Genomic DNA, 26,062 nt, shown 5'->3' on the forward strand with positions numbered 1-26,062 from the left:
CGCCCACAGCCGGGCCAGTGGTCCGCCGCCGGTGTCCAGCGCGAGGTGGTCCTTGCCGTCGAACCAGCGCGGTGACACCACCCGGCACGTTGACCGTGCCACCGAAACGGACGGTTTCGTATGCGTCGAACACGACGAAGGCGAGCACCAGCAGCAGATAGGGGACGTTGAGTGCCAAGCGAAGCCGGGCGGCCCGCGCGGGATTGAAACGCGCGCCGCCCGACCGCCAGGAACCGGCGATCGCGACGGCGGCGACGGCCAGCACCGTCACCGCGATCAGCAGCACGAAAAGTGTTGCGCTGCTGCCCGGGATTCCGAGTCCGAAGTAGAGGTTCCACGGCAGGAGCACCGCGAGGATCAGCAATGCCACCGCGGCCAGGTCGCCGACGTGCCGGTACCGCTGCGCTCCCGCGGCGGCCGGCGCGGGGCCGCCCGTGGCGTGCGAACGGATGATGCGCGGCGCCGGTGACTGCTGGGTCTGACCGCGGATGGGGCCGGTAGGCGCGTCGTCGCTGCTCTGGCTCACCATGCCTCCCGGGATGCGAGGATCGATATTCTGGGCGCAGTTTCGGGCGTTCGGCGAGGGATTACCGCGCCGGGCGAAATGCACTGCTCGCTTGCGAACATATTCTCCGTTCGGATGCCGTGGCAGTGGCTCAGGCCGGCTGCTGGGCGGAGATGATCCTGCGGCAATCGTCCTGTCGTTCGAAAAGCTGGTTACGCTGCGCTAGTAGACGAAGCTTGTCGCCTGAATGATTGATACTCCAACGGTATCGCAAGTGTAATGATGCTTCGACATCGCTGGCTGCGGGGTAGCCAGCCGAAGGAGAGCCGGGATGGACGTCGTTTTGGGGGTTGCGGTCACCGGACCCGTCGCGCGCTTGGCCCTGCTCGGGTCGGGCGCGCAGGGGACCGACGTGATCGACCAATCCGTCGTCGACCTCGCCGACAATCCGATCGGGACGCTGACCGAGACCGTGGTCGGCACGAATCGGCTGCTGGCCGGCGAGAACCACCACCTGGTCGGTACCCGGCTGTGCTGGACCGATCATCCCGCGGCCGACCAGCTGCGGCGGGCGCTGGAGGATTCCGGCGTCCACAACGTCGCGGTGCTCTCGGAGTCGCAGGCGGTGGCGGCCCTGATGCGCGCGGCCGGCCGGCCCGGCGCCGCGCTGGTGATGGACGACGCGACCGCGACGTTGTCGATGGTGGATTCGGGCGACGGTGATCCGGACGCGCCGCCGACCGTGCTGGCGAGCCAGCAGCTGGCGGGTTCATCGGGCGGCGACGCGACGACCGCGTTCCACACGATGATGGCGAATCTGAGCGGCCATCCCGGCGCCCCGCAGGATGTGTATCTGCTAGGTGCGTCGCCCGAGCTGAACCGGGTGGCCGACGAGCTTCGCGACGGGTCGACCATGCGGGTGCAGGTCGCCGAGGATCCTACCTTTGCGCTCGCCCGCGGCGCCGCGATAGCCGCCGCAACCGCGGCGGCTATGCAGGCGGGGGGCGCGACGGCCATGGTGCCAGCGGCTGGCCTGGCCGCCGATGAGACCGCGATGGCGCCCGCGTTCGGGGACGCCACCACGGCGGTGCCGTCGACGGGGCCGATCGGTGATGAGACGGCCTTCGTGCCGGCAGCGGAGTTCGCGGATCCGAACGCCGAAGACCACCAGCTGGCCTATTCGATGGCCGACGAGGGTGAGCAGTACCCGGGTGAATTCGACGAGTACGACCCCGAATTCGACGAGTACGGCGACGCCGACGAGGACGAGCCGACGAAGCTGTCGCGACGATCGTTGGTGATCGGCAACGCCGTCGTTGCCTTCGCGGTCATCGGATTGGCGTCGCTGGCCACCGCGATCGCGGTCGCAGTTGAGCCGACCGCCAGCCAGAAACCGGTGGTGGGGGTCCAGAACGGCACCCCGGGCAAGTTCATGCCGATCTTGCCGAGCCAGCAGCTGGCGCCGTTGCCGCCGCCCCCGCCCGATGCGCCGAACGCCGGATTCCAGGGCGGCACCGTCGAGGCTCCTAGCTACGTCCCGACTCCGCAGCAGGTCGGCCCTCCGTCGGGAGGCGGAGTGCCGAACGGCCCCGCTCCTGAGGCGCCGGTCAACCCCGGTGTCGCGCCGAGTCCCGATCCGGGTTGGGCGCCTCGCCCCAATCCTATTGTGCCGATTCCTATTCCGATTCCCATCCCGATCCCGGGGTGGGGGCCGAACTACCCGCCGTACAACCCTCCTTACACACCGCCGACCACCACGTACTCGCCGCCGACGACCACGTATTCGCCGCCGACGACCACGTATTCGCCGCCGACGACCACGTATTCGCCACCGACGACCACGTATTCGCCACCGACGACGACGTATTCACCACCGAGCACCAAGGCGACCACCGAGGCGCCGCCGCCGAGCACGTATTCGCCGCCGAGCACCAAGGCCACGCAGGCCCCGACGCTCCCGCCGCACACCCAGCAGACCTTGCCGCCGCCCACGCAGCAGCAGCCGGTGTTCCCGCAGCAGCCCCACCAACACCACGGATTCTGAGCGTGCCCGAGGCCGACGGGCTGGTCACGGTGGTCCTGCCCTGCCTCAACGAAGAAGAGTCGCTGCCCGCGGTGCTCAGCGCCCTACCCGCGGGCTACCGAGCGTTGGTGGTGGACAACAACAGCACCGACGACACCGCCGCGGTCGCAAGCAGGCACGGCGCCCACGTCGTCGCCGAACCGCGGGCCGGGTACGGCTCGGCCGTCCACGCGGGCGTGCTGGCCGCGACGACCCCGATCGTGGCGGTGATCGACGCCGACGGCTCGATGGATGGCGCCGATCTGCCGCGGCTGGTCGCCGAACTGGAGCGCGGCGCCGACCTGGTGACCGGCCGGCGCCGGCCGGTAGCCGGGCTGCACTGGCCGTGGGTGGCCAGGGTGGGCACCGTGGTCATGAGCTGGCGACTGCGCACCCGCCACGGCCTGCCGGTGCACGACATCGCGCCGATGCGAGTCGCCCGGCGCGAGGCGCTGCTGCGGCTGGGTGTCGTCGACCGGCGATCGGGCTACCCGCTGGAACTGCTGGTGCGTGCCGCGGCCGCCGGCTGGCGCGTCGTCGAACTCGACGTCAGCTACGGCCCGAGGACGGGCGGCAAGTCGAAGGTCAGCGGTTCGTTGCGGGGCAGCATCACCGCGATCCTGGACTTCTGGAAAGCGATTTCGTGAGCGTCCTTCCGGTCACCCTGCTGGTGGTCGCCAAGGCGCCCGAGCCGGGCCAGGCCAAGACGCGACTCGCGGCGGCCGTCGGCGATCGCGTCGCCGCCGAAATCGCCGCCGCCGCGCTGCTCGACACCCTCGACGCCGTGGCCGCCGCTCCGGTGGCGGAGCGGGTGGTGGCCCTCACCGGAGACCTGGACGCCGCCGCGCACGCCGCCGAAATCCGGCGGTGGCTCGCGTCGTTCACCGTAATACCCCAGCGCGGTGACGATTTCGCGGCCCGGCTCGCCAACGCGCACGCCGACGCGGCCGGCGGGTTTCCGGTGCTGCAGATCGGGATGGACACCCCCCAGGTGAGCCCCGATCTGTTGACAGCTTGCGCGCGCAGGCTTCTCGAGGCGCCCGCCGTGCTCGGGCCGGCCCGCGACGGCGGGTGGTGGGTGCTGGGCGTCGCGGAGCCCGCGATGGCGCAGTGCCTGCGCACCGTGCCCATGTCGGTGCCCGATACCGGTGATATGACCTTGAAGGCATTACGCGACAACGGCATTGACGTGGTCACCCTCGAGGAGCTGGCCGACGTGGACTTTGTCGACGACGTCGGGGTGGTGCGCGACGCGTGCGCACCCACCAGCCGGTTTACGCGCGTTACCCGCGCCGCCGGCCTCTAGCAGGCTTTGCTACCAGTGCGTCAGGATGATCGTGTTGAGCGCCAACGCGCCGAAGGCATTGAGCGCCAACCAGATCCGGTGTGACCGCGCCGGCAGCAGAGCGGCCGCCGCGGTGAGCCAGACGGTGAACGGCAGCCAAATGCGTTCTACCTCGGCCTTGCTGAGCATGCTCAGGTCTGCGCAGACGATGGCGATCAGCACGCCGAGCAGCAGTAAATGGAAGCCGGAGCGGCGCCGGATGGCGGCCCAGTCGAACACCCTGCTGATACCGGCGACCCCACCCAACCCGATCGCGCACACGACCGACGCCAGATTGGCCCAGCTCCAATACTGGAAGGGGCGGTCCTTGGCGATGCCCTGCCAATAGCGTTGCTGCACCAAGGTGTAACCGTTGAACCAGTAGAACCCCGCCATCGCGAAGGCTACCGCCACGGCGATCGCGGTCAGCGCCGCCGGGCCCAGCGCCCGCAGGACCGCTCGCCAGTCCGCCAAGCGGTTGCCCGTGGGCTGTCGGGCCGAGGCCAGCACCGCCACCGCCGGCAGCCCCATCAACATCAGGCCGTAGTTGCAGAACACACCCCAGCCCAACAGCAGGCCCGCGCCCGCGGCCGTCAGCGCGGGGAATCGGACCGGGCGGTGCACCGCCACGGCCAACAATGCGATGCCCCAGGCCGCCACCCCGGCGAAGTATCCGTCGGCGGAGACGGCCACCCAGATCGCGGTCGGCGCCAGGGCGACGAACGGGGCGGCGCTCCGCGCGGTCTGTTCGTCGGCCAGCGCGCGCACGGCGATCACCACCGCGGCCGTCGCGCTCGAGCCGGCCAGCAGGCACGCCAGCCCGGCCCAGGCGCCGCCGTGCAGGCCGAGCCGGTCCAGCCAGACGAACGTCAGCAGCGCACCGGGCGGATGCCCCGACACGTGCGTCGTCCACGAGTTCGGCTGATAGTCCACGATCCGGCTCGCAAACGTGCGCAACGTCGCGCCGATATCGGTGATGCCCGGCACCTGCCACAAGTATTCGTCCCGGGTGGTCAGCCGGCCGGCGAAGCCGCGCTGCCAGCCATCGATCATCGCCAGCGAGAACGCCCATCCGCACGCGGTGGCCCAGCTGCCCAGAGTTAAGGACCGCCACGAAAGACGTTGCGCCAGAATGGGTCCCCACGCGACGATGGCGATCGCAATCGCAATCGCCGGCCCGGTTCCCCAACTGGCGTGGATCAGCCATTCGCCGAAGATTGGCGCGGAGCCGGCATGGGTGGCGAACTTCTGGGCGCCGACGTCCAGGCGCGGGTGCACGCCTGAGTTCATCCGCGGCAGCACGAACGCCGCCGCCACCAGCACCACCGCGACCGTGACCGCTACCGCTTCGCGCGCTGCCTCCCGTCGAGCGATTCTCACGGACGAACAGCCTATTGACCGCTGCCGGCGAACCGGCGCACCAACGCCGCGCGGTCGATCTTGCCGATGCCGCGACGCGGCAGTGCGTCGACGATGTGCAGCTCGCGCGGCGCGGCGGTGGCGTCCAGGGTGCGCGTCACGTGCGCGCGCAGCGCGTCCAAAGTGGGCGCGGCGGATCCGTCGCGCACCACGATCGCGGCGACCACCCGCTGACCCAGCCGGTCGTCGGTCACCCCGAACACCGCGCACTCGCCGACGGCCGGATGACTGCCCAGCGCCGCCTCGACCGGCTGCGGCAACACCGTCAACCCCCCGGTGGTGATCGCGTCGTCGGCGCGACCGAGGACGGTCAGCACGCCCGTGTCGCTGACGGCGCCGAGGTCGTCGGTCGCAAACCAGCCCGGCTCGGCGAACGGATCCGGCTCAACCGGATTGCGGTAGCCCTTGGCCAGCGTCGCGCCGCCGATGACGATGCGCCCGTCGACCGTGCGCAAGCGCACGCCGGCCAGCGGAACACCGTCGTACACGCACCCCCCGGCCGTCTCGCTCATCCCGTAGGTGCGGACCACGGTGATGCCCGCCGCGGCCGCGTCGTCGAGGACCGGTCGCGGCGCGGGTCCGCCGCCGAGCAGCACGGCATCCAGTTCGGCGAGGGCGCCCGCAGCCGCCGGGTCGCCGAGCGCCTTGGCCAGCTGCGCGGCAACCAGCGAGCTGTATCGCCGCCCAGGCCTCAACGCCCTTATGGCACCGGGCAATTCGGCAATATTGAACCCCGCGGAGACGTCCATCTCGACCGGTATCGAGCCGGCGAGCGCGCTGCGCACCAAAACCTGGATTCCCGCGATGTGGTGGGGCGGCAAGGCGAGCAGCCAGCTGCCCGGCCCGCCGAGGCGATCATGGGTGGCCGCCGCGCTGGCCGTCAAAGCGGCGGCGGTCAGCAACGCGCCCTTGGGAATTCCGGTGGTTCCCGACGTCGCCGCGACCAGGGCCACGTCGTCGTCGATGGCCTCCCCGACGCGCAGACCCGCCCGCAGCGCATCCGACTCGCGGTCGTCGTCCGCGGGCAGGGCGACCAGTGCGGGCTCACGTCCGTCCAGCACCCGCTGCAGCGCGGGCAACAGTGACGAGGCCGCCGAACCCGGCGGGACATGCAGCGCGCGCAGTACGGCTATGCCGGGTCCCCGGCCTCGTCGGCGTCGTCGAAGGGCCAGCCCTGCGCCGCCAACCGCACCCGCACCCGCTCGACGTCGGCGGGTGACGGCAACTCATCGGTGATCTGGGTGACCAGCACGCCGATGTCGACATCGTCGAACTCGCCCCGCCGAACCAGCTCGCAGGCCACCGCCTTGGCTTCGTCGTTCGACAACCGGCGGGCCAGCAGCGCGAGCACCGGGAAGGTGTCGGTCGCTGGAACGCCTTCGGGGTATCCCGCACGAAGCCAGGAGACGATCGAATTGAGGAATCCGTTCACGCTCTGACAACACCCCCCGGTGTTTGGCTTAGCAAATCCGTGGGCACCAATCGATGCTACTTGGCTTTAGCTCCGAGGAAAGCGTAGCCAGTGTGATGCGCGATGAAGTCGCGCGAGATGTACGCCAGCGCGAAGGCGATCACCAGGATCACCACCGCATAGATCGCCCAGGCGATGGCCAGCAGCGCCGGGTTCTTCTGCGGCGAGCCACCATCGGTGCTGGCCTGTCCGGCGCCCACCGCGTGGAATCGGAGGCCCAGGGCGAACAGTGCCGGCAGTGCGGCGCCGGCCAGCATGGAGAAGAGCAGGATCTTGAGGGAGGCCTGGTAGTTGAACCAGTCGCTGAAGTGACTCATCAAGCGTTCGCCTTAATCGTGGGGTCGTCGGAGTCGTACCGGGCGGTGGGTCCGGCATCCGAGGGCGGGTGCTGATCGTCGGACTCTTCGAGGCCGGCGGTCAGGTCGCCCTTCCATTCGGCGTTGACGTTGTTGGCGTCGACCTTGACCTTGCGCGACCGGATGTAGATGGTGGCCGAAACCGCGGCCAGCAGCGCGAAGCCCACTATGGCGCCCGGGTAGCCGCCGATCAGGTGGACGGTCCAGTAGGTGAGTGCGCCGACAACGCCGGCCAGTGGAAGCGTGACCAGCCACGCGACGGCCATGCGACCGGCCACGCCCCAGCGAACCTCGCCCCCGGGCTTGCCCAGCCCGCTGCCCAGCACCGAACCGGTGCAGACCTGCGTCGTCGACAGCGCGTAGCCGAAGTGGGTGGAGAGCAAAATCACTGCGGCCGAGGAGGATTCGGCCGCCATGCCCTGCGGCGACTGGATTTCGACCAGTCCCTTGCCCAGGGTGCGGATGATCCGCCAGCCGCCCAGGTAGGTGCCCGCCGCCATCGACACCGCGCAAGCGACTATGACCCATAGGGGCGGCATGGCGGTGTTTCTGCTGATCGAGCCGTAGGACATCAGCGCCAGGAAGATGATGCCCATCGTCTTCTGTGCGTCGCCGGTCCCGTGCGCCAGCGACACCAGCGACGCCGAGCCCCACTGGCCGTACCGGAACCCGGCCTCGGTGCGACCAGTCTCCAGACCGCGGGTGATCCGGTACACGAGCCAGGTCGCGATCGCCCCGACGGCGATGGCCAGGATCGCGGCCACCACGGCCGGGATGAGTACGTGCGACACCAGGCCCTTCCAGAGCACGCCGTGTCCGCCGACGGCGGCGATGGTGGCGCCGACGATGCCGCCGATCAAGGCGTGCGACGAACTCGAGGGGATGCCGAGGAGCCAGGTCAGCAGGTTCCATACGATGCCGCCGACGAGGCCGGCGAAAACCAGCTCCAGCGTCACGATGTGCCCGTCGATCAAGCCTTTGGCGATCGTCGCGGCGACGGCGGTGGACATGAACGCGCCCACAAGGTTCAACACCGCGGATAGCGCAACCGCTGCTTTGGGCTTGAGCGCGCCGCTGGCGATCGAGGTCGCCATCGCGTTGCCCGTGTCATGGAAGCCGTTGGTGAAATCGAAAGCCAATGCCGTGATTACGACGATGATCAAGAGGAACAATTGGATGTTCACAGGGCCTGATTCTGGTGGTAGGAGGTTTCCATTGTCGAATGCTGCGGCAGACGAAACGCGGGTGTACCTTGAGTCGTCGCCAGATGTTACCTCTCAGTTAACCGGCGTTTCCCGGTTATTCACCTCGGGTGTCACGCCGTAGCGGGTGGTCCGGGGGCACCTCGACGAAGATGAGCGTGAGGCCATCGGGATCGGTCACGTGCATCTCTTTCAAGCCCCATGGTTCCTGGCGAGCTTCGCGCGCGATCGGCACCCCGCGGCCCGCCAATTCGGCTTGGGTGGCTTCGATGTCGCGGACCTGTAGCCACAGCGCACCGGGGAACGCGGCCTGGGAGGGGTCGGGCGCGCCGTAACCGGCCAGCTCCAGCAAGGACTGGCCCGCGAAAAACACTGTGCCAGCGCCGTAGTCGCGCCAAACAGCCAGCCCGATCTCGTCGCGGTAAAAGGCTAGCGACCGCTGATAGTCCGCCGGTCGCAGCAGCATCCGGCTGGCCAGGATCTCCATGAAAACGTGTCTACCACGTGTTCGGATCAGCCATCGGTCTTGCGGTTGGGCTGGATGCTTTGGCGCTGCATGACGGCGTTGACCCAGCGAGGGCCGACGATGTCCAGCGCCCGGCCGGCGATCGCGATCCGCGGTGCGATGCGGACCGGTCGGGTGCGGGCGGCGGTGAGCATCCACTCGCCGGCCTCTGCTGAGGTCAGTGCGGGCACTCCCTCGTACGCCTTGGTCGGCGCGATCATCGGGGTGGCGACCAGCGGGTAGTACAGCGTCGTCGAATGCACCCCCTTGCTGCCCCACTCGGTTTCGATGACCCGGCTCACCGTTGACAGCGCGGCCTTCGAGGCGTTGTACACCGAGAACAGCGGGGAAGCCTCCGACATCACGCCCCAGGTGGAGACGTTGATGATGTGGCCGTCGCCGCGCTCGAGCATGCCGGGCGCCAGCCCGCGGACCAGCCGCAGCGGCGCGTAGTAGTTGAGCACCATGGTCCGCTCGACGTCATGCCAGCGCTCCAGCGATTCTGCCAACGGCCGGCGGATGGACCGGCCGGCGTTGTTGATCAGGATGTCGATGCCGCCGAGACGTTCTTCGACGTCAGCGACCAGGGCGTCGACGGCGTCCATATTCGAGACGTCGCACGGGATCGATATGGCCTCACCGCCCGCGGCCGTGATTCGCCCGGCCAGCGCGTCCAGCAGATCCTGGCGACGGGCGACGGCCACCACCGTAGCGCCCGCCTGGGCGAACTGTTCGGCTGCGGCCTCGCCGATCCCGGACGATGCCCCGGTCAGCAGGATGCGCTTGCCTGCCAACTCGATCGGCTTGATCAGCGGCCGGTTGACCAGTACCTGCGGCGCCATGGGCGGTCGCATGATCGCCAGGGAGAATTGGTCGGCGATCCGGCGGAGGGGACTCTTGCTCACGTGACGCGAGTCTAGGCGGTGCCCCCGGCGCGCCCGCCGCTAGAAGTAGCGCGGGAACCGGCTCCAGTCCGGATCCCGCTTCTCCAGGAAGGCGTCGCGGCCCTCGACGGCCTCGTCGGTCATGTAGGCCAGCCGGGTGGCCTCGCCCGCGAACAGCTGCTGGCCCACCAGGCCGTCGTCGAGCAGATTGAACGCGAACTTCAGCATGCGTTGTGCCTGCGGCGATTTGGCGTTGATCTCGCGCGCCCACTGGATGGCCTCGGATTCCAGCTCGGCATGGTCGACGACGGCGTTGACCGCGCCCATCTGGTGCATCTGCTCGGCGGTGTAGGGGCGGCCCAGGAAGAAGATCTCGCGGGCGAACTTCTGTCCGACCTGGCGGGCCAGGTACGCGCTGCCGTAGCCGCCGTCGAAGCTGCCGACGTCGGCGTCGGTCTGCTTGAAGCGGGCGTGCTCGCGGCTGGCCAGGGTGAGGTCGCAGACCACGTGCAGGCTGTGCCCCCCGCCGGCCGCCCAGCCGTTGACCAGGCAGATGACCACCTTGGGCATGAACCGGATCAGCCGCTGGACCTCCAGGATGTGTAACCGGCCGGCGCGGGCGGTGTCGACCGTGTCGGCGGTGTCTCCCGAGGCGTACTGGTAGCCGCTGCGTCCGCGGATGCGCTGATCGCCGCCGGAGCAGAACGCCCAGCCGCCGTCCTTGGGCGATGGTCCGTTGCCGGTCAGCAACACCACGCCGATGTCGGGGGACATCCGGGCGTGGTCGAGCACCCGGTAGAGCTCGTCGACGGTGTGCGGCCGGAACGCGTTGCGCACCTCCGGACGGTCGAACGCCACCCGCACCGTGGCGTCATCGACATGCCGGTGATAGGTGATGTCGGTCAGGTCGCCGAACCCGTCGACGGGACGCCATGCCTGCGTATCAAAGGGATTGTCACTCAATGTGTTTGAACTCCTATGCCGGGTCCAGCCGGAACACCGGACACACGCCGGCCAGCGCCTCGAACTCCTCGGGCCGACCGTCTTTCAGCAACCCAGAGCGTTTCATGAAGGCGACACCGGTGGGCACCTCAGTGGGAAACGCCCGCAAGAACGGCCGCGCCGCGTCGGCGGACAACTCCACCATCCGTACTCGCTCCGAGCTCCGGCCGCGGGCCAGCGTCACATAGTCGGCGGCGCGGACGTTCCGGATCCAGTCCGCGCCCGGAAATCCGCCCACCACATAACGTTTGCCGTCCACCGTCATCGGTGTCACCGGCGTCGAGCGGGGCGTTCCGGACTTCCGGCCGGGTACGGTCAACACCACCGGGCTCTCGCCGCCGAAGCTCAGGCCCAGCCGGGACATCCGGATGAAGACCTTGTTGGCCGGCTTCAGCCACCACGGCGGCCGGACGTGTTCGCCGCTTCCCATAAGCAGCGACGTTACCTCTCAAAGGGCTCCGCACCATGAGCCTGGGGCACCGTCGTACCGACGGCGTCGAGCCGCGCCAGCGCGTCGGCGTCCAGCGATACCCCGGCCGCGTCGAGGTTCTCCTCGAGGTGGGCGATCGACCGGGTGCCGGGGATCAGCAGAGTGTTCGCCGCGTGCGCCAAGATCCAGGCCAGCCCGACCTGGGACGGTGTCGCGCCGATTTCGCCGGCGATGTCGACGACCACCGAATGGTCGGCGACCTTTGGCAATCCCGGGAACGCCGAGCCGAGCGGGAAGTACGGCACCCACGCGATGCCCTCGGCCTTGCACAGTTCGAGCGTCGCTTCCTGCGAGCGGTCCAGCACGCTATAGGCGTTCTGCACGCAGACGATTCCGGCGGGCAGCGCGCGGCGCACCACCTCGAGCGGCACGGCGCTGATCCCGATCCCGCCGATCTTGCCCTCGTCGCGCAGCGCGATCATCTCGGCGAGTTGATCGTCGAGGTCGACGATCTGGTCGCCCTCGGCGGCCAGGCCCGGACCGAGATCGAGCCGGCGCAGGTTCACCACTGGAATCTGGTCCAGGCCCAACTCGCGCAGATCGTCGTCGACCGCGGCGCGCAGTTCGGCCGGCTTCTGGGCGGCGGCCAGCGGAATGGGTTGTTCGCCGGTGTAGCGGGCGCCGACCTTGCTGACGATGACGAGGTCGCCCGGGTAGGGGGCCAGCGCCGCGCGGATCCGGCGGTCCACCTCGCCGGGGCCGTAGAACGACGCGGTGTCGATGTGGTTGACGCCGAGCTCGATCGCGCGGCGCAGCACCGCGGCCGCGTCGTCGACGGTCGCTGCCTCGAACAGTTGCATGGCGCCGTAGCCCATACGAGCGACGGGCCTCGTGTCGAGCGTGCCGATGCCGCCGGGCCGGGATTGGTCAGTCATGGTGCTCCCTCGATCGTGAGACACTGGATAAATGCGGAGGGCCCTCCGCTTTCGTCAGAGTAGCAGAAACGGAGGAACCTCCGCTTTGGTTGGAAGATCGGATGCGCGCCGCAATCGCGAACGGCTGCTGGCGGCGGCCACCGCAGCATTCACCGAGCAGGGCGCGTCGGCCTCGCTCGAGTCGATCGCCCGCGATGCGGGGGTGGGGATCGGCACGCTGTACCGCCACTTTCCCAATCGGGAGGCCCTCGTCGAGGCCGTCTACCGCGCCGAGCTCGCCGAGGTGGCCGCGGCCGCCGCCCAGCTGCTCACTCGGCATCCGCCCACGACCGCGCTGCGACGCTGGATGGACCGCTACGCCGGCTTCGTGGCCGCCAAACGTGGCATGGCCGAGTCCCTGCACGCGATCTTCGACTCCGGCGCCATGGAACCCAGCCAGACCCGCGACAGCATCGTCGGCGCCGTCGCGTCGCTGTTGCGGGCGGGCGCCGACGACGGCAGCCTGCGCGCCGACGTGCGGGCTGATGACGTGGTGTCCAGCCTTATCGGCATCTTTCTGGTCAGCGGGTCGCCCGAACAGACCGGACGCATGCTCGACCTGCTGGTCGCCGGCGCGACGGCCTAGCCCTGGCCGAGTGTGCGGTCAGCCGCACGTTCGGCCTCGACTGTGCGGCCCGCCGCACGCTGGGCGAGCTTCTAGCCCACCGAGCGCTCGGCGCCCTCCCAGAACTGGGCGCGCACGGCCTTCTTGTCCGGCTTGCCCAGGCCGGTCAGCGGCAGCGAGTCGGCGAGCACCACGCGCTTGGGCGACTGCACCGAGCCCTTGCGGTCCTTGACCGCGGCCTGGATTTCGGCGGTCATCGTCTCGATCGCCGCGTCATCGCGGGGCGCGTCGGAGCGCAGCACGACCACCGCGGTGACGGCCTCGCCCCACTTCTCGTCGGGCGCACCGACCACGCACACCTGAGCGATGGCCGGGTGCTCGGCGACGACGTCCTCGACCTCGCGCGGGAACACGTTGAAGCCGCCGGTGACGATCATGTCCTTGACCCGGTCGACGATGAAATAGAAGCCGTCCTCGTCCTCGCGGGCCATGTCGCCGGTGTGCAGCCAGCCGTCCTTGAATGTTTCGGCCGTCGCCTCCGGCAGGTTCCAGTAGCCGCCCGCCAACAGCGGTCCGCTCACACAGATTTCGCCCGGCTCGCCCTGCGGGACCGGCTTGCCGTCCTCCCCGAGCAGCGCCACCCGCGCGAACAGCGTCGGGCGCCCGCAGGACGTCAGTCGCTGCTCGTCGTGCTCGGCCTTGGCCAGATAGGTGATGGCCATCGGCGCTTCGGATTGGCCGTAGTTCTGGGCGAAGATCTGGCCGAACCGGCGGATCGCCTCGGCCAGCCGCACCGGGTTGATCGCCGAGGCGCCGTAGTAGACGGTCTCCAGCGACGACAGGTCGCGGGTGTGCGAGTCAGGGTGGTCCATCAGCGCGTACAGCATCGACGGCACCAGGAAGGTCGCCGTAATGCGCTTCTCTTCAATGGTTTTCAGCACCTCGGCGGGATCGAACTTGGGCAGCACATGCATTTCGCCGCCCTTGATCAGGGTGGGCAGGAAGTACGCGGCGCCCGCGTGGGAGAGCGGGGTGATCATTAGAAACCGCGGGTTCTCCGGCCATTCCCATTCCGAGAGCTGGATTTGGGTCATCGAGGAGATCGACTGGGCGGTGCCCATCACGCCCTTGGGCTTGCCGGTGGTGCCCCCGGTGTAGGTGAGGCCGATGACCTGATCCGGCGGCAGGTCCGCGGCGGCAAGTGGCTGCGGGTCGTACTTGGCCGCCTCGGCCGCCAGGTCGACCGCGACGCCGCTGAGCGCCTCGGGCACCGGGCCGATGGTGAGGATCTGCTTGAGCCCGGGCACCTTCTCCAGCAGCGCCAGCGCCCGCTCGACGAACATCGGGTTGGGGTCGATGATCAGCGAGCTGATGCCGGCGTCGTTGAGCACGTAGGCGTGGTCGTCGAGAGAGCCCAACGGATGCAGGGCGGTGCGCCGGTAGCCCCGCGTCTGGCCGGCGCCGATGATCAACAGCACCTCGGGGCGGTTGAGCGACAGCAGGCCGACCGCCACGCCGGTGCCCGCGCCCAGCGCCTCGAACGCCTGGATGTATTGACTGATCCGCTCGGCCATCTGACCACCGGTCAGCGTGGTGTCGCCGAGGAACAGCACCGGCTTGGCCTTGTGGCGCTTGAGCGCGCCCACGAGCAGGTGGCCGTTATGGGTCGGGTTGCGCAACAGGTCGGCCGTCATGGCGCCGCTCCTCCTCATCACATCGTCCCCTCGCCGCCGCGCGGCTGGGGGTCCCCACAGCATCGTCGCGGACGCGACTCATGGGCCAGACTAGAACGTGTTGCAATTTGGGTCAGCCGCACCCTGTTCGACACCGGCAATCAGTACGATCCCTCCCCATGGCCGATGCAGATCTCGTCATGACCGGAACCATCCTGACCGTCGATGAGGCGCGGCCCACCGCCGAGGCGCTCGCCATCGCCGACGGCAAGATCATCGCCGTCGGCACCCGCACCGAGGTCGCCGAATTCGTCGGCCCCGGCACTCGGACCGTCGATGTCGGCGACGGCTGCGTGATGCCGGGCTTCGTAGAGGCACACGGGCATCCGCTGATGGAGGCGGTCGCCCTGTCGGACCGCCTCGTCGACATCCGGCCGGTCACCATGCGCGGCGCCGACGACGTCGTCGCGGCGATTCACTCCGAGGTCGCCCGGCGGGGATCCGACGGCGCCTTCCTCAACGGCTGGGATCCGCTGCTGCAGAGGGGCCTTCCGGAACCGACCCTGAGTTGGCTCGACGACGTCGCGCCCGACAGCCCACTGGTGATCATCCACAACTCCGGGCACAAGGCCTACTTCAATTCGCGCGCCGCCAAGCTTCATGGGCTCGACCGTGACACCCCGGATCCCAAGGGCGCCAAGTACGGCCGCGACGCCAATGGTGAACTCGACGGCACCGCCGAGGAGACCGGCGCCGTGTTCCCGCTGCTCGGCGGGGCGATCGACTTCGCCGACTACCCGCAGATGCTGCTCGCCGAGTGCGCTCGGCTCAACCGCGCCGGCCTGACCACCTGCTCGGAGATGGCCTTCGACCCGAACTTCCGACCCGTGGTCGAGCAACTTCGCGAGCAGCTCACGGTGCGGCTGCGCACCTACGAGATCTCCAACCCGCAGATGTCGACCGCCGCCACACCCGGGCAGGGCGACGACATCCTGCGGCAGGTCGGCATCAAGATCTGGGTCGACGGCTCGCCCTGGATCGGCAATATCGACCTTTCGTTCCCGTATCTGGACACCGAGGCCACCCGGATCATCGGCGTCGTGCCGGGCTCCTGCGGCTGCGCCAACTACACGAAAGAGCAGCTGCACGAGATCGTCGGCGCGTACTTCCCGCTGGGCTGGCCGATGGCCTGCCACGTGCAGGGCGACGCGGGCGTGGACACCATCCTCGACGTCTACGAAGAAGCCCTTAAGCGCCATCCGCGCGACGATCACCGGCTACGCCTCGAGCACGTCGGCGCCATCCGGCCCGAGCAGCTGCGGCGCGCCCACGACCTCGGCGTCACCTGCAGCATCTTCGTCGACCAGATCCACTACTGGGGGGACGTCATCGTCGACGGCCTCTTCGGCGAGGAACGCGGAACCCGTTGGATGCCAGCCGGATCCGCGGTGGCCACCGGGATGCGCATCTCACTGCACAACGACCCGCCCGTCACGCCCGAGGAACCGCTGCGCAACATCAGTGTGGCCGTGACCCGCACGGCGCCCAGCGGCCGGGTGCTCGGACCCGAGGAATGCCTGACCGTGGAGCAGGCGATCCGCGCGCAAACCATCGACGCGGCCTGGCAGCTGTTCTCCGACGACGTGATCGGCTCGCTGGAGGTCGGCAAGTACGCCGACCTGGTGGTGCTCTCCGCCGATCCGCGAGCGGTGCCGCCCGAGCAGATCGCCGACCTTCAGGTGCGGGCGACGTATCTGGCGGGCCGCCAGGTCCACAGCGCGTGACGCCGACGCTCGAGGACCTGCTCGACCGCCTGCACGTGGTGGCCCTGCCGATGCGGGTGCGCTTCCGCGGCATCACCACCCGCGAGGTCGCCCTGATCGACGGACCGGCCGGGTGGGGCGAATTCGGGGCGTTCGTCGAATACGGGCCGCGCGAGGCCGCGCACTGGCTGGCGTCGGGCATCGAGGCCGCCTACCGGAAGCCGCCGCCAGCCCGTCGCGACCGCGTCCCGATCAACGCCACGGTGCCGGCCGTGCCCGCCGCCGACGTTCCCGAGGTGCTCGCCCGCTTCCCCGGCGCCGGCACGGCGAAGGTGAAGGTGGCCGAGCCCGGGCAGACCCTGGCCGACGATGTCGCGCGGGTCAACGCCGTGCGCGAACTGGTCCCGACGGTGCGGGTGGACGCCAACGGCGGCTGGAGCGTCGATGAGGCCGTGCGGGCCGCGGCCGCACTGACCGCCGACGGGCCGCTGGAGTACCTCGAACAGCCCTGCGCGCGCGTCGATGAGCTCGCCGAGCTGCGCCGGCGCCCGGATATGCCGGACGTGCCCATCGCCGCCGACGAGAGCATCCGCAAGGCCGACGACCCGCTGGCCGTGGTCCACGCGCACGCTGCCGACATCGCGGTGCTCAAAGTCGCTCCGCTGGGCGGGATTTCGGCCTTGCTCGAGATCGCCGCGCAGATCGACATCCCGGTCGTGGTCTCCAGCGCGCTGGACTCGGCGGTGGGAATCGCCGCCGGGCTGCGCGCGGCGGCGGCCCTGCCGCAACTGCGGCACGCCTGCGGACTGGGCACCGGCGGGCTGTTCGTCGACGACGTCGCCGAGACGGCCGCGCCTGTCGACGGTGCCCTGCCGGTGGGGCCGGTCACGCCCGATCCGGAGCGGCTGCGGGCGCTGCGGGCGGCGCCCGAGCGGCGGCAGTGGTGGATCGACCGGGTCAAGGCCTGCCATCGGTTGCTTGTACCGTCGTCCGGGTGATCAACCTGGCTTACGACGACCGCGGTTCCGGTGAGCCCGTGGTATTTATCGCCGGCCACGGCGGCGCCGGACGAACCTGGCACCCCTATCAAGTCCCCGCGTTTCTGGCGGCCGGATACCGCGTCATCACCTTCGACAATCGCGGAATCGGCGCCACGGAGAACGCTCAGGGATTCACGACGGAAACCATGGTCGCCGACACCGCGGCGCTGATCGAGGGACTGAATGCGGCCCCGGCCCGCGTCGTCGGGATGTCGATGGGTGCGTTCATCGCCCAGGAGCTCATGCTGGCCCGGCCCGAGCTGGTCAGTTCGGCGGTGCTGATGGGCACGCGCGGCCGCATGGACCGGGCCCGGCAGTTCTTCCGCGACGCCGAGGCCGAGCTGTCGGACACCGGTGTCGAGATGCCGGCCGCGTACGACGCCAAAATCCGCCTGCTGGAAAACTTTTCCCGTAAGACCCTCAACGATGACACCGCGGTCGCGGACTGGATCGCGATGTTCTCCACCTGGCCCCTCAAGCCCACCCCGGGCACGCGCGCGCAGCTCGATATCGCGCCGTACACCAGCCGGTTGACCGCCTACCGCAGCATCACGACCCCGGTGCTGGTGATCGGCTTCTCCGACGACGTGCTGACCCCGCCGCATATGGGCCGCGAGGTCGCGGACGCGCTGCCCAACGGCCGCTACGTGCAGATCCCCGACGCCGGTCATCTCGGCTTCTTCGAACGACCCGACGCCGTCAACGAAGCCATGCTCAAGTTCTTCACCGACGACCAGGTCTGAATGCGCCCGGCGGGCATCGTCGGCGGTCTGTGACACCCTGTAGGAGTGAACCCTTCGACGACACAGGCTCGCGTCGTCGTTGACGAGCTGATTCGCGGCGGTGTCCGCGATGTGGTGCTTTGTCCCGGTTCGCGGAACGCCCCGCTGGCTTTCGCGTTGCAGGACGCCGACCGGTCCGGCCGCATCCGCCTGCACGTCCGCATCGACGAGCGCACCGCCGGCTATCTGGCCATCGGCCTGGCCATCGCCGCCGGCGCACCGGTCTGCGTCGCCATGACGTCCGGCACGGCCGTCGCCAACCTCGGCCCGGCGGTGATCGAGGCCAACTACGCGCGGGTGCCGCTGATCGTGCTGTCGGCCAACCGGCCCTACGAGCTGCTGGGCACCGGAGCCAACCAGACCATGGAACAGCTGGGCTACTTCGGCACGCAGGTGCGGGCCACCATCAGCCTGGGCCTGGCCGAGGACGCCCCCGAGCGCCTGGACTCCCTGAACGCCACTTGGCGATCGGCCACGTGCCGGGTGCTGGCGGCCGCCACCGGATCTCGTACCGCCAACGCCGGCCCCGTGCAGTTCGACATCCCGCTGCGCGAACCTTTGGTGCCCGATCCAGACCCTCAAACGCCGACGCCGCAGGGTCGCCCGGGCGGACGGCCGTGGACCTACACCCCGCCGGTCAGCTTCGACCAGCCGCTGGAAATCGACCTGTCACCTGACACGGTCGTCATCGCCGGGCACGGCGCGGGTCTGCAGCCCAACCTGGCGCAGCTGCCGACCGTCGCCGAGCCGACGGCGCCCGCTCCGGCCAATCCGCTGCACCCGCTGGCGCTGCCCCTGCTGCGGCCCAAGCAGGTGATCATGCTCGGCCGCCCCACCCTGCACCGGCCGGTGTCGACGTTGCTGGCCGACCCGCAGGTACCGGTGTTCGCGCTGACCACCGGGCCGCGCTGGCCGGACGTTTCGGGCAATTCGCAGGCCACCGGGACCCGGGCGGTCACCACCGGAGCGCCGAACGCGGCGTGGCTGCACCGCTGTGCGGAGACCAACCGGCACGCGCTGGCCGCCGTCCGCGCCCAGCTCGACTCGCACCCGCTGACCACCGGCCTGCACGTCGCGGCCGCCGTGGCCGACGGGCTGGCGCCCGGCGATCAGCTGGTGCTCGGGGCCTCCAACCCGGTCCGGGACGCTGCGCTGGTCGGCCTGGACACCCGCGATATCCGGGTGCGGTCCAACCGCGGCGTCGCCGGGATCGATGGGACCGTCTCCACCGCCATCGGGGCGGCTCTCGCCCACGAACGCGAGGGCGGTCCGGACAGCCCGGCACGCACCGTCGCGCTGATCGGCGACCTGACGTTCGTGCACGACAGCTCGGGGTTGCTCATCGGCCCCACCGAGCCCACCCCGCGCCGGCTGACGATCGTCGTCTCCAACGACAACGGCGGCGGCATCTTCGAATTGCTCGAACAGGGCGACCCGCGGTTCTCCGACGTCTCGTCGCGGATTTTCGGAACCCCGCACGACGTCGACGTGGGTGCGCTGTGTCGCGCCTACCACGTCGAGAGCCGGCAGATCGAGGTCGGCGAATTGCGCACGGCGCTCGACGAACCCGGAGCCAGCATGCGGGTGTTGGAGGTCAAGGCCGACCGTTCGTCGCTGCGGCAGCTGCACGCCGCCATCAAGGCCGCGTTGTGAGGCGCACCTAGATGGCGGTTTCTCCAAAAGCTCTGCTGCACATACTGATTCATGGCCGTAGTGACGAACCGCCGAGAACGCGGGCTAGGATTGCGTTGCGGTGGGCCAGAATCGCGGTGCTGATCGTGACGGGCCTGGTCACCTTGCAGTCCGTGCTGTTGGTGGCCGGCGCCTGGCGCGACGACCTCGCGATCACCCACAACATGGGTGTCGCGCAGGCGGAGGTGCTCAGTGCCGGACCGCGCCGTTCCACCATCGAATTCGTCACCCCCGAGCGGGTCACCTATCGTCCCGAACTCGGTGTGCTCTACCCGTCCCATTTGGCCACCGGGATGCGAATCTACGTCGAGTACAACAAGAACGATCCGAACCTGGTGCGCGTGCAGCATCGCAACGCCGGGCTGGCGATCATCCCCGCCGGGTCCATCGCGGTGGTGGGCTGGCTGGGCGCGGCCGCGGTCCTGATCGCGCTGGCGCTGCTGGACAAGTGGCTCGACCGTCGCGACGTACCACCGGACGCAACCGGGGGCCGGGCCGCTAAAAGCGCCGGACCTGCAAATTTCGCATGACGTATGCCCGCAGGCAACCTTGTCGACAGCCGGCGCTGACACGGTAGTGATGTGCGCGTTGCCATCGTCGCGGAATCGTTTCTCCCCGAGGTCAACGGTGTCAGCAACTCGGTGATCCGGGTGCTCGAGCATCTGCGCCGGACGGGTCACGAAGCCCTCGTCATCGCCCCCGACACGCCTCCGGGGCAGCCGCGGGCGGATCGCATCTACGACGGGATCCGCGTGCACCGGGTGCCGTCCCGGATGTTCCCCAAGGTGACCACCCTGCCGCTCGGTGTGCCCACACCCCGGCTGGTGAAGGTGTTGCGCGGATTCGATCCGCACGTGGTTCATCTGGCGTCGCCGGCACTGCTGGGCTACGGCGGGCTGCGGGCGGCCCGCTGGCTGGGGGTGCCGACGGTCGCGGTGTATCAAACCGACGTTCCGGGCTTCGCGGCCAGCTACGGCATTCCGATGACCGCCCGGGCCGCCTGGGCCTGGTTCCGCCATTTGCACGGTCTCGCCGACCGTACCCTGGCGCCTTCCAGCGTGACCATGGAATCGCTTGTCGCTCATCGGTTTCCGCGGGTACACCGGTGGGCACGCGGTGTCGACGTGTTGCGCTTCGCGCCGTCCGCGCGCGACGAGGCGCTGCGACGACGGTGGTCGCCGCAGGGCAAGCCGGTGGTCGGATTCGTGGGTCGCCTCGCGCCCGAGAAACACGTCGAGCGTCTCATCGGGCTGGCCGCCGACGACGCGGTCCAGCTCGTCATCGTGGGCGACGGTGTCGACCGCATCACGCTGCAATCGGCAATGCCGACAGCGGTTTTCACGGGTGCGCTATACGGCGACGAACTCGCCGCGGCGTACGCCAGCATGGACGTGTTCGTGCATCCCGGTGAGCACGAGACGTTTTGTCAGGTCGTGCAAGAAGCGCTGGCGTCGGGGTTGCCGGTGATCGCCCCCGACGCCGGCGGCCCACGTGACCTCGTCACACCGTGGCGCACCGGTCTGCTGCTGGCCGTCAACGAGTTCGAATCCCGGTTGCCCGACGCGGTTGCACACCTGATCGCCGAACGGGGCCGTTACACCGTGGCCGCCCGACGCAGTGTGGTCGGCCGGAGCTGGCCGGTCATCTGCGACGAGTTGCTGGGTCACTACGAAGCAGTGCTGTCGCCGTTCGTCCGACGGCAGATCGCCGCCGGGCGGCACGCGCAGGGCGAGTGAGCCGGCTTCCTATGACGGGTCGAATTCGATTGGCAGCGTGGCCGGTCCGCTGATAGCGGTGAGGGGCTTCCATGGGGCTGGGCCGCTGCGGCGCGCGTGGGGCATGCGCCGCGCCATGACCGTCAGGGCTTCGCTCAGCTCCAGTCGGGCCAGGTTGGCGCCGAGGCAGTAGTGCATGCCGGCGCCGAAGGTCTGCATCGGTGCGGCTTCGACGCGGGTGATGTCGAGCCGGTCGGGATCGTCGTAGACGGCGGGGTCGCGGTTCGCGGCGGCCGTGTTGGCGATGACAAGCGTGCCGGCCGGGATCATGAACCCGGCGACCTCGACGTCCTCGAGGGCGATGCGGAGGGTGAGGCCCGCGATCGGTGAGTGCCGCATCGTCTCTTCGACCGCATTTGCCGCGAGCTCGCGATGCTGGGCCAGCAGCGCCCACTGGTCGGGACGATCGCACAGCACCTGCACCGAGGCGGCCAACTGGTTGCGGGTGGTGTCCGTGCCGGCCATCAACAGGCCCGCTACCAGCATCCGCAGCTCTTCGGCGGTGAGGCGATCGCCGTCGTCCTCGGCGCGGATCAGATCCGAGAGGAGGTCGTCGGTCAGCGTGAGCCGCCGCTGGGCGACCATGTCGTCGATGTAGGCGTCGAGCTCGTCCCATGCCGCCAGGATGGTCCGCTCGTGCGCGGCGACCTCCCAGCTGAAGGCTTTGAAGATGTCGTCCGTCCATTCCGAGAACAGCTTCCAATCCTCGGCCGGGGCGCCCAACAGCGCACAGATGATCGGGATCGGGTATTGACGGGCGATGTCGGCGACCACGTCGCAGCGCCCGGTTGCGGTGTGGGGGTCTATGAGTTCGTTGATCACTTCGACGATCGTGGTGCCCAGCCGGGCGGTGGCCCGCGGGGTGAAGGCCTTGGACACCAGGCGGCGCAGCCGCTGGTGCGCGGGCCCGTCGAGGCTGATCAGGTTCGTTGCGACTCGCTCCCACAGCGGGCCGCTCGTAATCCCTTGGGAAGCAAGGAACATGCCCTGGGGCACGCGAAATCGGGGGTCGCGCAACACGGTCCGAACCAGTTCATAGGTCAAGAACTCCGGCCCGTGGGGGCCGATGGCAATCGGAGCCTGCCGTCGTGCGCGGCGAATGATCGCGTGGGCCTCGTCGAGGCTTCGGCAATGCTCATAGTCAATCGTCGGAAGTCCGGCATCAAAGACGTTCGGGCAGGTCGGCGCGTCAACTGCGATGGTCATGGTGGCCCCCAAGGCTGGTCGGCGAAGTACCTTCACCACCCAGCTTTGGTGCCCTGGTCACTCAGCACATGCGTAGCCGACTACCTGTCTTGCGGTACCAGTGCTTGCCGCCCGGTGAGGACGCCTCGTATCCGGACTTCAGGGATCGGTATCGCGCAGTCGCGACAGTTGGCATGCCGATCTGCAAGACATCGTTGACCAGCGGTGAAACGATACTGACGTGGACCCCACCGGGGATGGCAGCCGTGAACTGGCCCAGGTCGGGCTGGTCTGTAGTTCCTGCGGCGCGCAGACCAGTCCTCCGGCCAATTTCTGTAGCAAATGCGGTACACCCCTGCGTCACGCGACTGGAGCAGCCGAGTACAAGCAAGTCACCGTCTTGTTCGCCGACGTGGTGCATTCGATGGAGATAGCGGCGACCGTCGGGACGGAACGGCTGCGCGAGATCATGGTCCATCTGGCCAACCGTTGCGCGGCCGTTGTCCGGCGGTACGGCGGCACGGTGGACAAGTTCACCGGCGACGGCATTATGGCGGTGTTCGGTGCGCCGGCGGCAATGGAGGACCATGCCCTTCGCGCATGTCTCTCGGCGCTGAGCATTCAGGAAGAAGCGAAGGCTCTGGGCACCGAGGTCGAGCGCCGAGACGGCACGAAACTGCTTGTGCGCGTGGGTCTTAACTCCGGTCAGGTGATCGCCGGTGAAATCGGCTCGGGGCCTTCCGGTTACACCGCCATAGGTGATCAGGTGGGCCTGGCTCAACGGATGGAATCGGTCGCACCGCCGGGTGGGGTGATGCTCAGCGTCTCCACCGCGCGACTGGTTGATGACTCAGCGACGCTGAGTGAACCGGAGATGGTCCGCATCAAGGGCGCCAGCGAACCCGTCACCGCCTACCGCTTACTGGGCATAGGAGACCGGCATCGCGCTGCCGAGCGCGCTGACTCGAATCTGGTCGGTCGCCGGTTGGAGATGTCCGCCGTCGAGGGGTTGTTGAACCGCGCCCTCGGTGGTCAGGGCGCGGTGGTTGTGGTGGTAGGCGAACCCGGCATCGGCAAGAGCCGCCTGGTGCGCGAGGTGGCAGCGATGGCAGCGGTCCGGGGTGTGGGGGTGTCGACCGCCTTCTGTGAGTCACACACCAGCCAGGTCCCCTTTCACGCCGTGGCGCGTCTGCTGCGGGCGGCGACCGGCGTTGAGGGTCTTGAGGGGCAGGCGGCCCGCGCGCGAGTGCGAGACCAATTTCCGGACGCAGACCCTGAGGACGTGCTGCTGCTTGATGACCTGCTGGGCATCGCCGACCCGAGCACCGTCGTGCCCGCGATTGATCCCGATGCGCGTCGGCGGCGGTTGGCCGCGCTGGTGAACGCCGCCAGGTTGTCCCGCCACAGGCCGACGGTCTACGTCGTCGAGGACGCCCACTGGATAGACGAGATCAGCGAGTCGATGCTGACTGATTTCCTTGAGGTGATCCCGCAGACGCCCTCGCTGGTGCTGGTCGCCTACCGACCGGAATACCACGGTGCGTTGACCCGAGTGGCTGATGCCCACACCGTAGCCCTTGCGCCGCTGAGTGATTCAGAAACCGCAGCACTCGTCGCACATCTCCTCGGACCGGACCTGTCGGTCGATGCCGTGGGCCGCAGAGTCGTCGAGAGGGCGGCCGGTAATCCGTTTTTCGCCGAGGAGCTGGTCCGCGAACTGGCCGAGCGCGGTGTGTTGCGTGGGGAGCCGGGTGCCTACACGTCGGCCGCGGAGGTCAGCGAAGTGAGTGTGCCCGCCACGTTGCAGGCGACCATCGCCGCGCGCATCGACCGGCTCCATCCGAAAGCCAAGCGCACGCTGAGCGCGGCGGCGGTCATCGGCTCGCGATTCAGCGTCGACCTACTCACGGTGTTGGGTATCGAGCCTGTCGTCGACGAACTGGTGGCGGCCCAGCTCATCGACGTGGTGACCCTCACCCGACGACCGGAGTATGTGTTCCATCATCCCCTCATTCATTCGGTGGCCTACGGCGCACAACTCAGATCGGATCGCTCAGATCTGCACCGGCGGGTAGCCGCCGCAATCGAAGCCCGCGATCCGGAATCGAGGGACGAAAACGCAGCGTTGATCGCAGAACATGTGGAGGCCGCCGGTGACCTGCACGCCGCCTACGACTGGCACATGCGTGCCGCCACCTGGGCGACCAACCGTGACATAAGCGCGGCGCGAGCGAGCTGGGGGCGAGCGGCCGAGATCGCCGACGCACTGCCCGCCGATCACCCGCACCGGGCGGCCATGCGCATCGCCTCGCGCACCATGTTGTCCGGGACAGGCTGGCGAGTCCATGCCGGCGTCGCCGGTGACGGCTTTGACGAATTGCGGGAGTTGTGCAGCGCCGCGGGGGACAAGGCGTCACTTGGCATCGCGACGGCAGGGATGGTGGTTGGCTATGCCCATCAGGACCGGGTGCTCGAGGCGTCGCAGCTGGCATCGGAAGCCTGGGCCCTCGCCGAATCGGTCGGAGATGCGACCCTGACAGTAGGGCTGTCCTTCCCGGTGATCTACGGCAAGATCGAGAGTACCGAGTGGTGTGACGTCCTGCGATGGTCGCAGGCCGTTATCGACCTGGCCGACGGCGATCCGTCGAAAGGCAACTTCCTTGTCGGGTGTCCGTTAGCGCTCGCCTTCGTGTCGCGGGGGATGGCTCGTTATTTTCTGGGCCATCCTGGATGGTCGGCAGACCTGCGACACGGCCTGGATATGGCCCGTCGCGCTGACCCCGCGTCATACGCCGGCGTCGTCGGCTATATCTACTTGCTGGGCATACCGTTCGGCGTGCTGAGGGCCGATGATGGTGCCCTGCACGAGATCGAGAACGCTCTACGGATCGCCGAGCGATCCAGTGATGACGTGGTGGTGGGCTTCATCAAGGCGACGTTGGGTGTCGCGCTGGTGCATCGCGACACCATTGCGGAGCGCGGTCTGGGCCGGCAGCTGTTGGGCGAGATCGGCGAAGTGTTCCTAAACCAAGGACACAACCTCAGCGATTTGCCGATCGTCGAGGTCTATGCGGCGCGTGAGACGGCGCGGCAAGGAGATCACGATGTCGCCATACCGGTGATGCGCGCCGCCGCCGACCATTTGTTTCGCCAGGAACATCTTCTCCTGTGGGGTATTCCGGCGACGGCTGTTCTGGTGGAGTCACTGCTTGATCGCGGGGCCGTCGATGACGTGGCTGAAGCCGGGGCCGCGGTTGACCGGTTGTCGGTCGCGCCAGCCGATGAGGGTCTGGTGATGCGCGACATTTGGTCGTTGCGGCTGCGGACGCTGCTGGCCCGCAGCCGGGGTGATGCCGACTCCTACACGTCCTTCCTGCATGACCACCGCGAAATGGCGAAAGCGCTTGGCTACGAGGGGCATCTCGCGTGGGCCGAGGCAATGCCGTGAAAGAC

At 68.9% G+C, this 26,062-nt stretch carries 22 protein-coding genes and 2 pseudogenes; 11 read left to right on the plus strand and 13 right to left on the minus strand.

What is annotated here, in order from left to right; all coding sequences use genetic code 11:
• Positions 1 to 529: pseudogene (locus A5753_RS00965) on the minus strand (hypothetical protein); the annotation flags it as partial.
• A 307-nt stretch (positions 530 to 836) separates the two neighbouring features.
• On the opposite strand from A5753_RS00965, the gene A5753_RS00970 reads away from it, so the two are divergent.
• The 3 genes from A5753_RS00970 to A5753_RS00980 are packed head-to-tail and all read left to right on the plus strand — an operon-like array spanning position 837 to position 3,873.
• Positions 837 to 2,549: a hypothetical protein gene (locus A5753_RS00970; protein WP_067122178.1), complete on the plus strand. Its 1,713-nt coding sequence runs from the start codon at positions 837 to 839 to the stop codon at positions 2,547 to 2,549.
• A gap of 2 nt (positions 2,550 to 2,551) precedes the next feature.
• Positions 2,552 to 3,214, plus strand: a complete 663-nt coding sequence (locus tag A5753_RS00975; RefSeq protein WP_067122181.1) for a glycosyltransferase family 2 protein — start codon at positions 2,552 to 2,554, stop codon at positions 3,212 to 3,214.
• Positions 3,211 to 3,873 (plus strand): DUF2064 domain-containing protein, encoded by a 663-nt coding sequence (locus A5753_RS00980; RefSeq protein WP_067122184.1) that lies wholly within the window; start codon positions 3,211 to 3,213, stop codon positions 3,871 to 3,873. The genes A5753_RS00975 and A5753_RS00980 overlap by 4 nt, the downstream gene beginning before the upstream one ends.
• A gap of 9 nt (positions 3,874 to 3,882) precedes the next feature.
• On the opposite strand, the gene A5753_RS00985 is transcribed toward A5753_RS00980, so the two are convergent.
• From A5753_RS00985 to A5753_RS01030, 10 genes are all read right to left on the minus strand, one after another.
• Positions 3,883 to 5,271: a hypothetical protein gene (locus A5753_RS00985; protein ID WP_067122187.1), complete on the minus strand. Its 1,389-nt coding sequence runs from the start codon at positions 5,269 to 5,271 to the stop codon at positions 3,883 to 3,885.
• Positions 5,272 to 5,282: 11 nt separating this feature from the next.
• Positions 5,283 to 6,371, minus strand: coding sequence for an o-succinylbenzoate--CoA ligase (menE, locus tag A5753_RS00990; protein WP_067122566.1), 1,089 nt, complete (start codon positions 6,369 to 6,371; stop codon positions 5,283 to 5,285).
• Positions 6,372 to 6,439: 68 nt separating this feature from the next.
• Positions 6,440 to 6,742, minus strand: coding sequence for a DUF3349 domain-containing protein (locus A5753_RS00995; protein WP_067122190.1), 303 nt, complete (start codon positions 6,740 to 6,742; stop codon positions 6,440 to 6,442).
• A 56-nt stretch (positions 6,743 to 6,798) separates the two neighbouring features.
• Positions 6,799 to 7,098: a hypothetical protein gene (locus tag A5753_RS01000; protein ID WP_067122193.1), complete on the minus strand. Its 300-nt coding sequence runs from the start codon at positions 7,096 to 7,098 to the stop codon at positions 6,799 to 6,801.
• The gene (locus A5753_RS01005; RefSeq protein WP_067122196.1) at positions 7,098 to 8,321 is read right to left on the minus strand and encodes an inorganic phosphate transporter; all 1,224 of its coding nucleotides are present in this window, start codon (positions 8,319 to 8,321) and stop codon (positions 7,098 to 7,100) included. The genes A5753_RS01000 and A5753_RS01005 overlap by 1 nt, the downstream gene beginning before the upstream one ends.
• A gap of 115 nt (positions 8,322 to 8,436) precedes the next feature.
• The gene (locus tag A5753_RS01010; RefSeq protein WP_067122199.1) at positions 8,437 to 8,826 is read right to left on the minus strand and encodes a VOC family protein; all 390 of its coding nucleotides are present in this window, start codon (positions 8,824 to 8,826) and stop codon (positions 8,437 to 8,439) included.
• Between the two features lie 26 nt (positions 8,827 to 8,852).
• Positions 8,853 to 9,749, minus strand: a complete 897-nt coding sequence (locus A5753_RS01015) for an SDR family oxidoreductase (RefSeq protein WP_067122202.1) — start codon at positions 9,747 to 9,749, stop codon at positions 8,853 to 8,855.
• A gap of 39 nt (positions 9,750 to 9,788) precedes the next feature.
• Positions 9,789 to 10,691 carry a 1,4-dihydroxy-2-naphthoyl-CoA synthase gene (locus A5753_RS01020; protein ID WP_067122205.1) on the minus strand — a complete coding sequence of 301 codons (903 nt, stop codon included), beginning with the start codon at positions 10,689 to 10,691 and terminating at the stop codon, positions 9,789 to 9,791.
• Between the two features lie 13 nt (positions 10,692 to 10,704).
• Complete coding sequence (locus tag A5753_RS01025; protein WP_067122208.1) at positions 10,705 to 11,160, minus strand: nitroreductase family deazaflavin-dependent oxidoreductase; 456 nt, start codon at positions 11,158 to 11,160, stop codon at positions 10,705 to 10,707.
• Positions 11,161 to 11,171: 11 nt separating this feature from the next.
• Positions 11,172 to 12,095: an aldo/keto reductase gene (locus A5753_RS01030; protein ID WP_067122211.1), complete on the minus strand. Its 924-nt coding sequence runs from the start codon at positions 12,093 to 12,095 to the stop codon at positions 11,172 to 11,174.
• 85 nt (positions 12,096 to 12,180) lie between these two features.
• Here A5753_RS01030 and A5753_RS01035 point away from each other — a divergent pair, with 85 nt between their 5' ends.
• A complete protein-coding gene (locus tag A5753_RS01035) occupies positions 12,181 to 12,720 on the plus strand; it encodes a TetR/AcrR family transcriptional regulator (protein ID WP_067122214.1) in 540 nt (179 codons plus the stop codon).
• Between the two features lie 71 nt (positions 12,721 to 12,791).
• On the opposite strand, the pseudogene fadD8 reads toward A5753_RS01035, so the two are convergent.
• A pseudogene (gene fadD8, locus A5753_RS01040) lies at positions 12,792 to 14,475 on the minus strand (fatty-acid--CoA ligase FadD8).
• A gap of 76 nt (positions 14,476 to 14,551) precedes the next feature.
• Between fadD8 and A5753_RS01045 the strand changes: the two are divergent.
• Genes A5753_RS01045 through A5753_RS01070 form a run of 6 tightly spaced genes read left to right on the plus strand, consistent with a single transcriptional unit; the run spans position 14,552 to position 21,385 of the window.
• Entirely contained in the window at positions 14,552 to 16,156 is a 1,605-nt protein-coding gene (locus A5753_RS01045; protein ID WP_067122220.1) for an amidohydrolase, read from the plus strand.
• Positions 16,153 to 17,133: an o-succinylbenzoate synthase gene (locus A5753_RS01050; protein ID WP_067122223.1), complete on the plus strand. Its 981-nt coding sequence runs from the start codon at positions 16,153 to 16,155 to the stop codon at positions 17,131 to 17,133. The genes A5753_RS01045 and A5753_RS01050 overlap by 4 nt, the downstream gene beginning before the upstream one ends.
• The gene (locus tag A5753_RS01055; RefSeq protein WP_067122226.1) at positions 17,130 to 17,918 is read left to right on the plus strand and encodes an alpha/beta fold hydrolase; all 789 of its coding nucleotides are present in this window, start codon (positions 17,130 to 17,132) and stop codon (positions 17,916 to 17,918) included. The genes A5753_RS01050 and A5753_RS01055 overlap by 4 nt, the downstream gene beginning before the upstream one ends.
• A gap of 45 nt (positions 17,919 to 17,963) precedes the next feature.
• Positions 17,964 to 19,610, plus strand: a complete 1,647-nt coding sequence (gene menD, locus A5753_RS01060) for a 2-succinyl-5-enolpyruvyl-6-hydroxy-3-cyclohexene-1-carboxylic-acid synthase (RefSeq protein WP_067122229.1) — start codon at positions 17,964 to 17,966, stop codon at positions 19,608 to 19,610.
• Between the two features lie 11 nt (positions 19,611 to 19,621).
• On the plus strand, positions 19,622 to 20,179 hold the full coding sequence (locus A5753_RS01065) for a DUF3592 domain-containing protein (RefSeq protein ID WP_067122232.1): 558 nt from the start codon (positions 19,622 to 19,624) through the stop codon (positions 20,177 to 20,179).
• Positions 20,180 to 20,230: 51 nt separating this feature from the next.
• The gene (locus A5753_RS01070) at positions 20,231 to 21,385 is read left to right on the plus strand and encodes a glycosyltransferase family 1 protein (protein WP_067122235.1); all 1,155 of its coding nucleotides are present in this window, start codon (positions 20,231 to 20,233) and stop codon (positions 21,383 to 21,385) included.
• Positions 21,386 to 21,394: 9 nt separating this feature from the next.
• Here the strand turns inward: A5753_RS01070 and A5753_RS01075 are convergent, their stop codons facing one another.
• Positions 21,395 to 22,630, minus strand: coding sequence for a cytochrome P450 (locus A5753_RS01075; protein WP_067122238.1), 1,236 nt, complete (start codon positions 22,628 to 22,630; stop codon positions 21,395 to 21,397).
• Between the two features lie 220 nt (positions 22,631 to 22,850).
• Here A5753_RS01075 and A5753_RS01080 point away from each other — a divergent pair, with 220 nt between their 5' ends.
• Complete coding sequence (locus A5753_RS01080) at positions 22,851 to 26,057, plus strand: adenylate/guanylate cyclase domain-containing protein (RefSeq protein ID WP_231989955.1); 3,207 nt, start codon at positions 22,851 to 22,853, stop codon at positions 26,055 to 26,057.
• Positions 26,058 to 26,062: the final 5 nt, after the last annotated feature.

It is taken from the genome of Mycobacterium sp. 852002-51971_SCH5477799-a (genome assembly GCF_001667145.1).
GTDB lineage: Bacteria > Actinomycetota > Actinomycetes > Mycobacteriales > Mycobacteriaceae > Mycobacterium.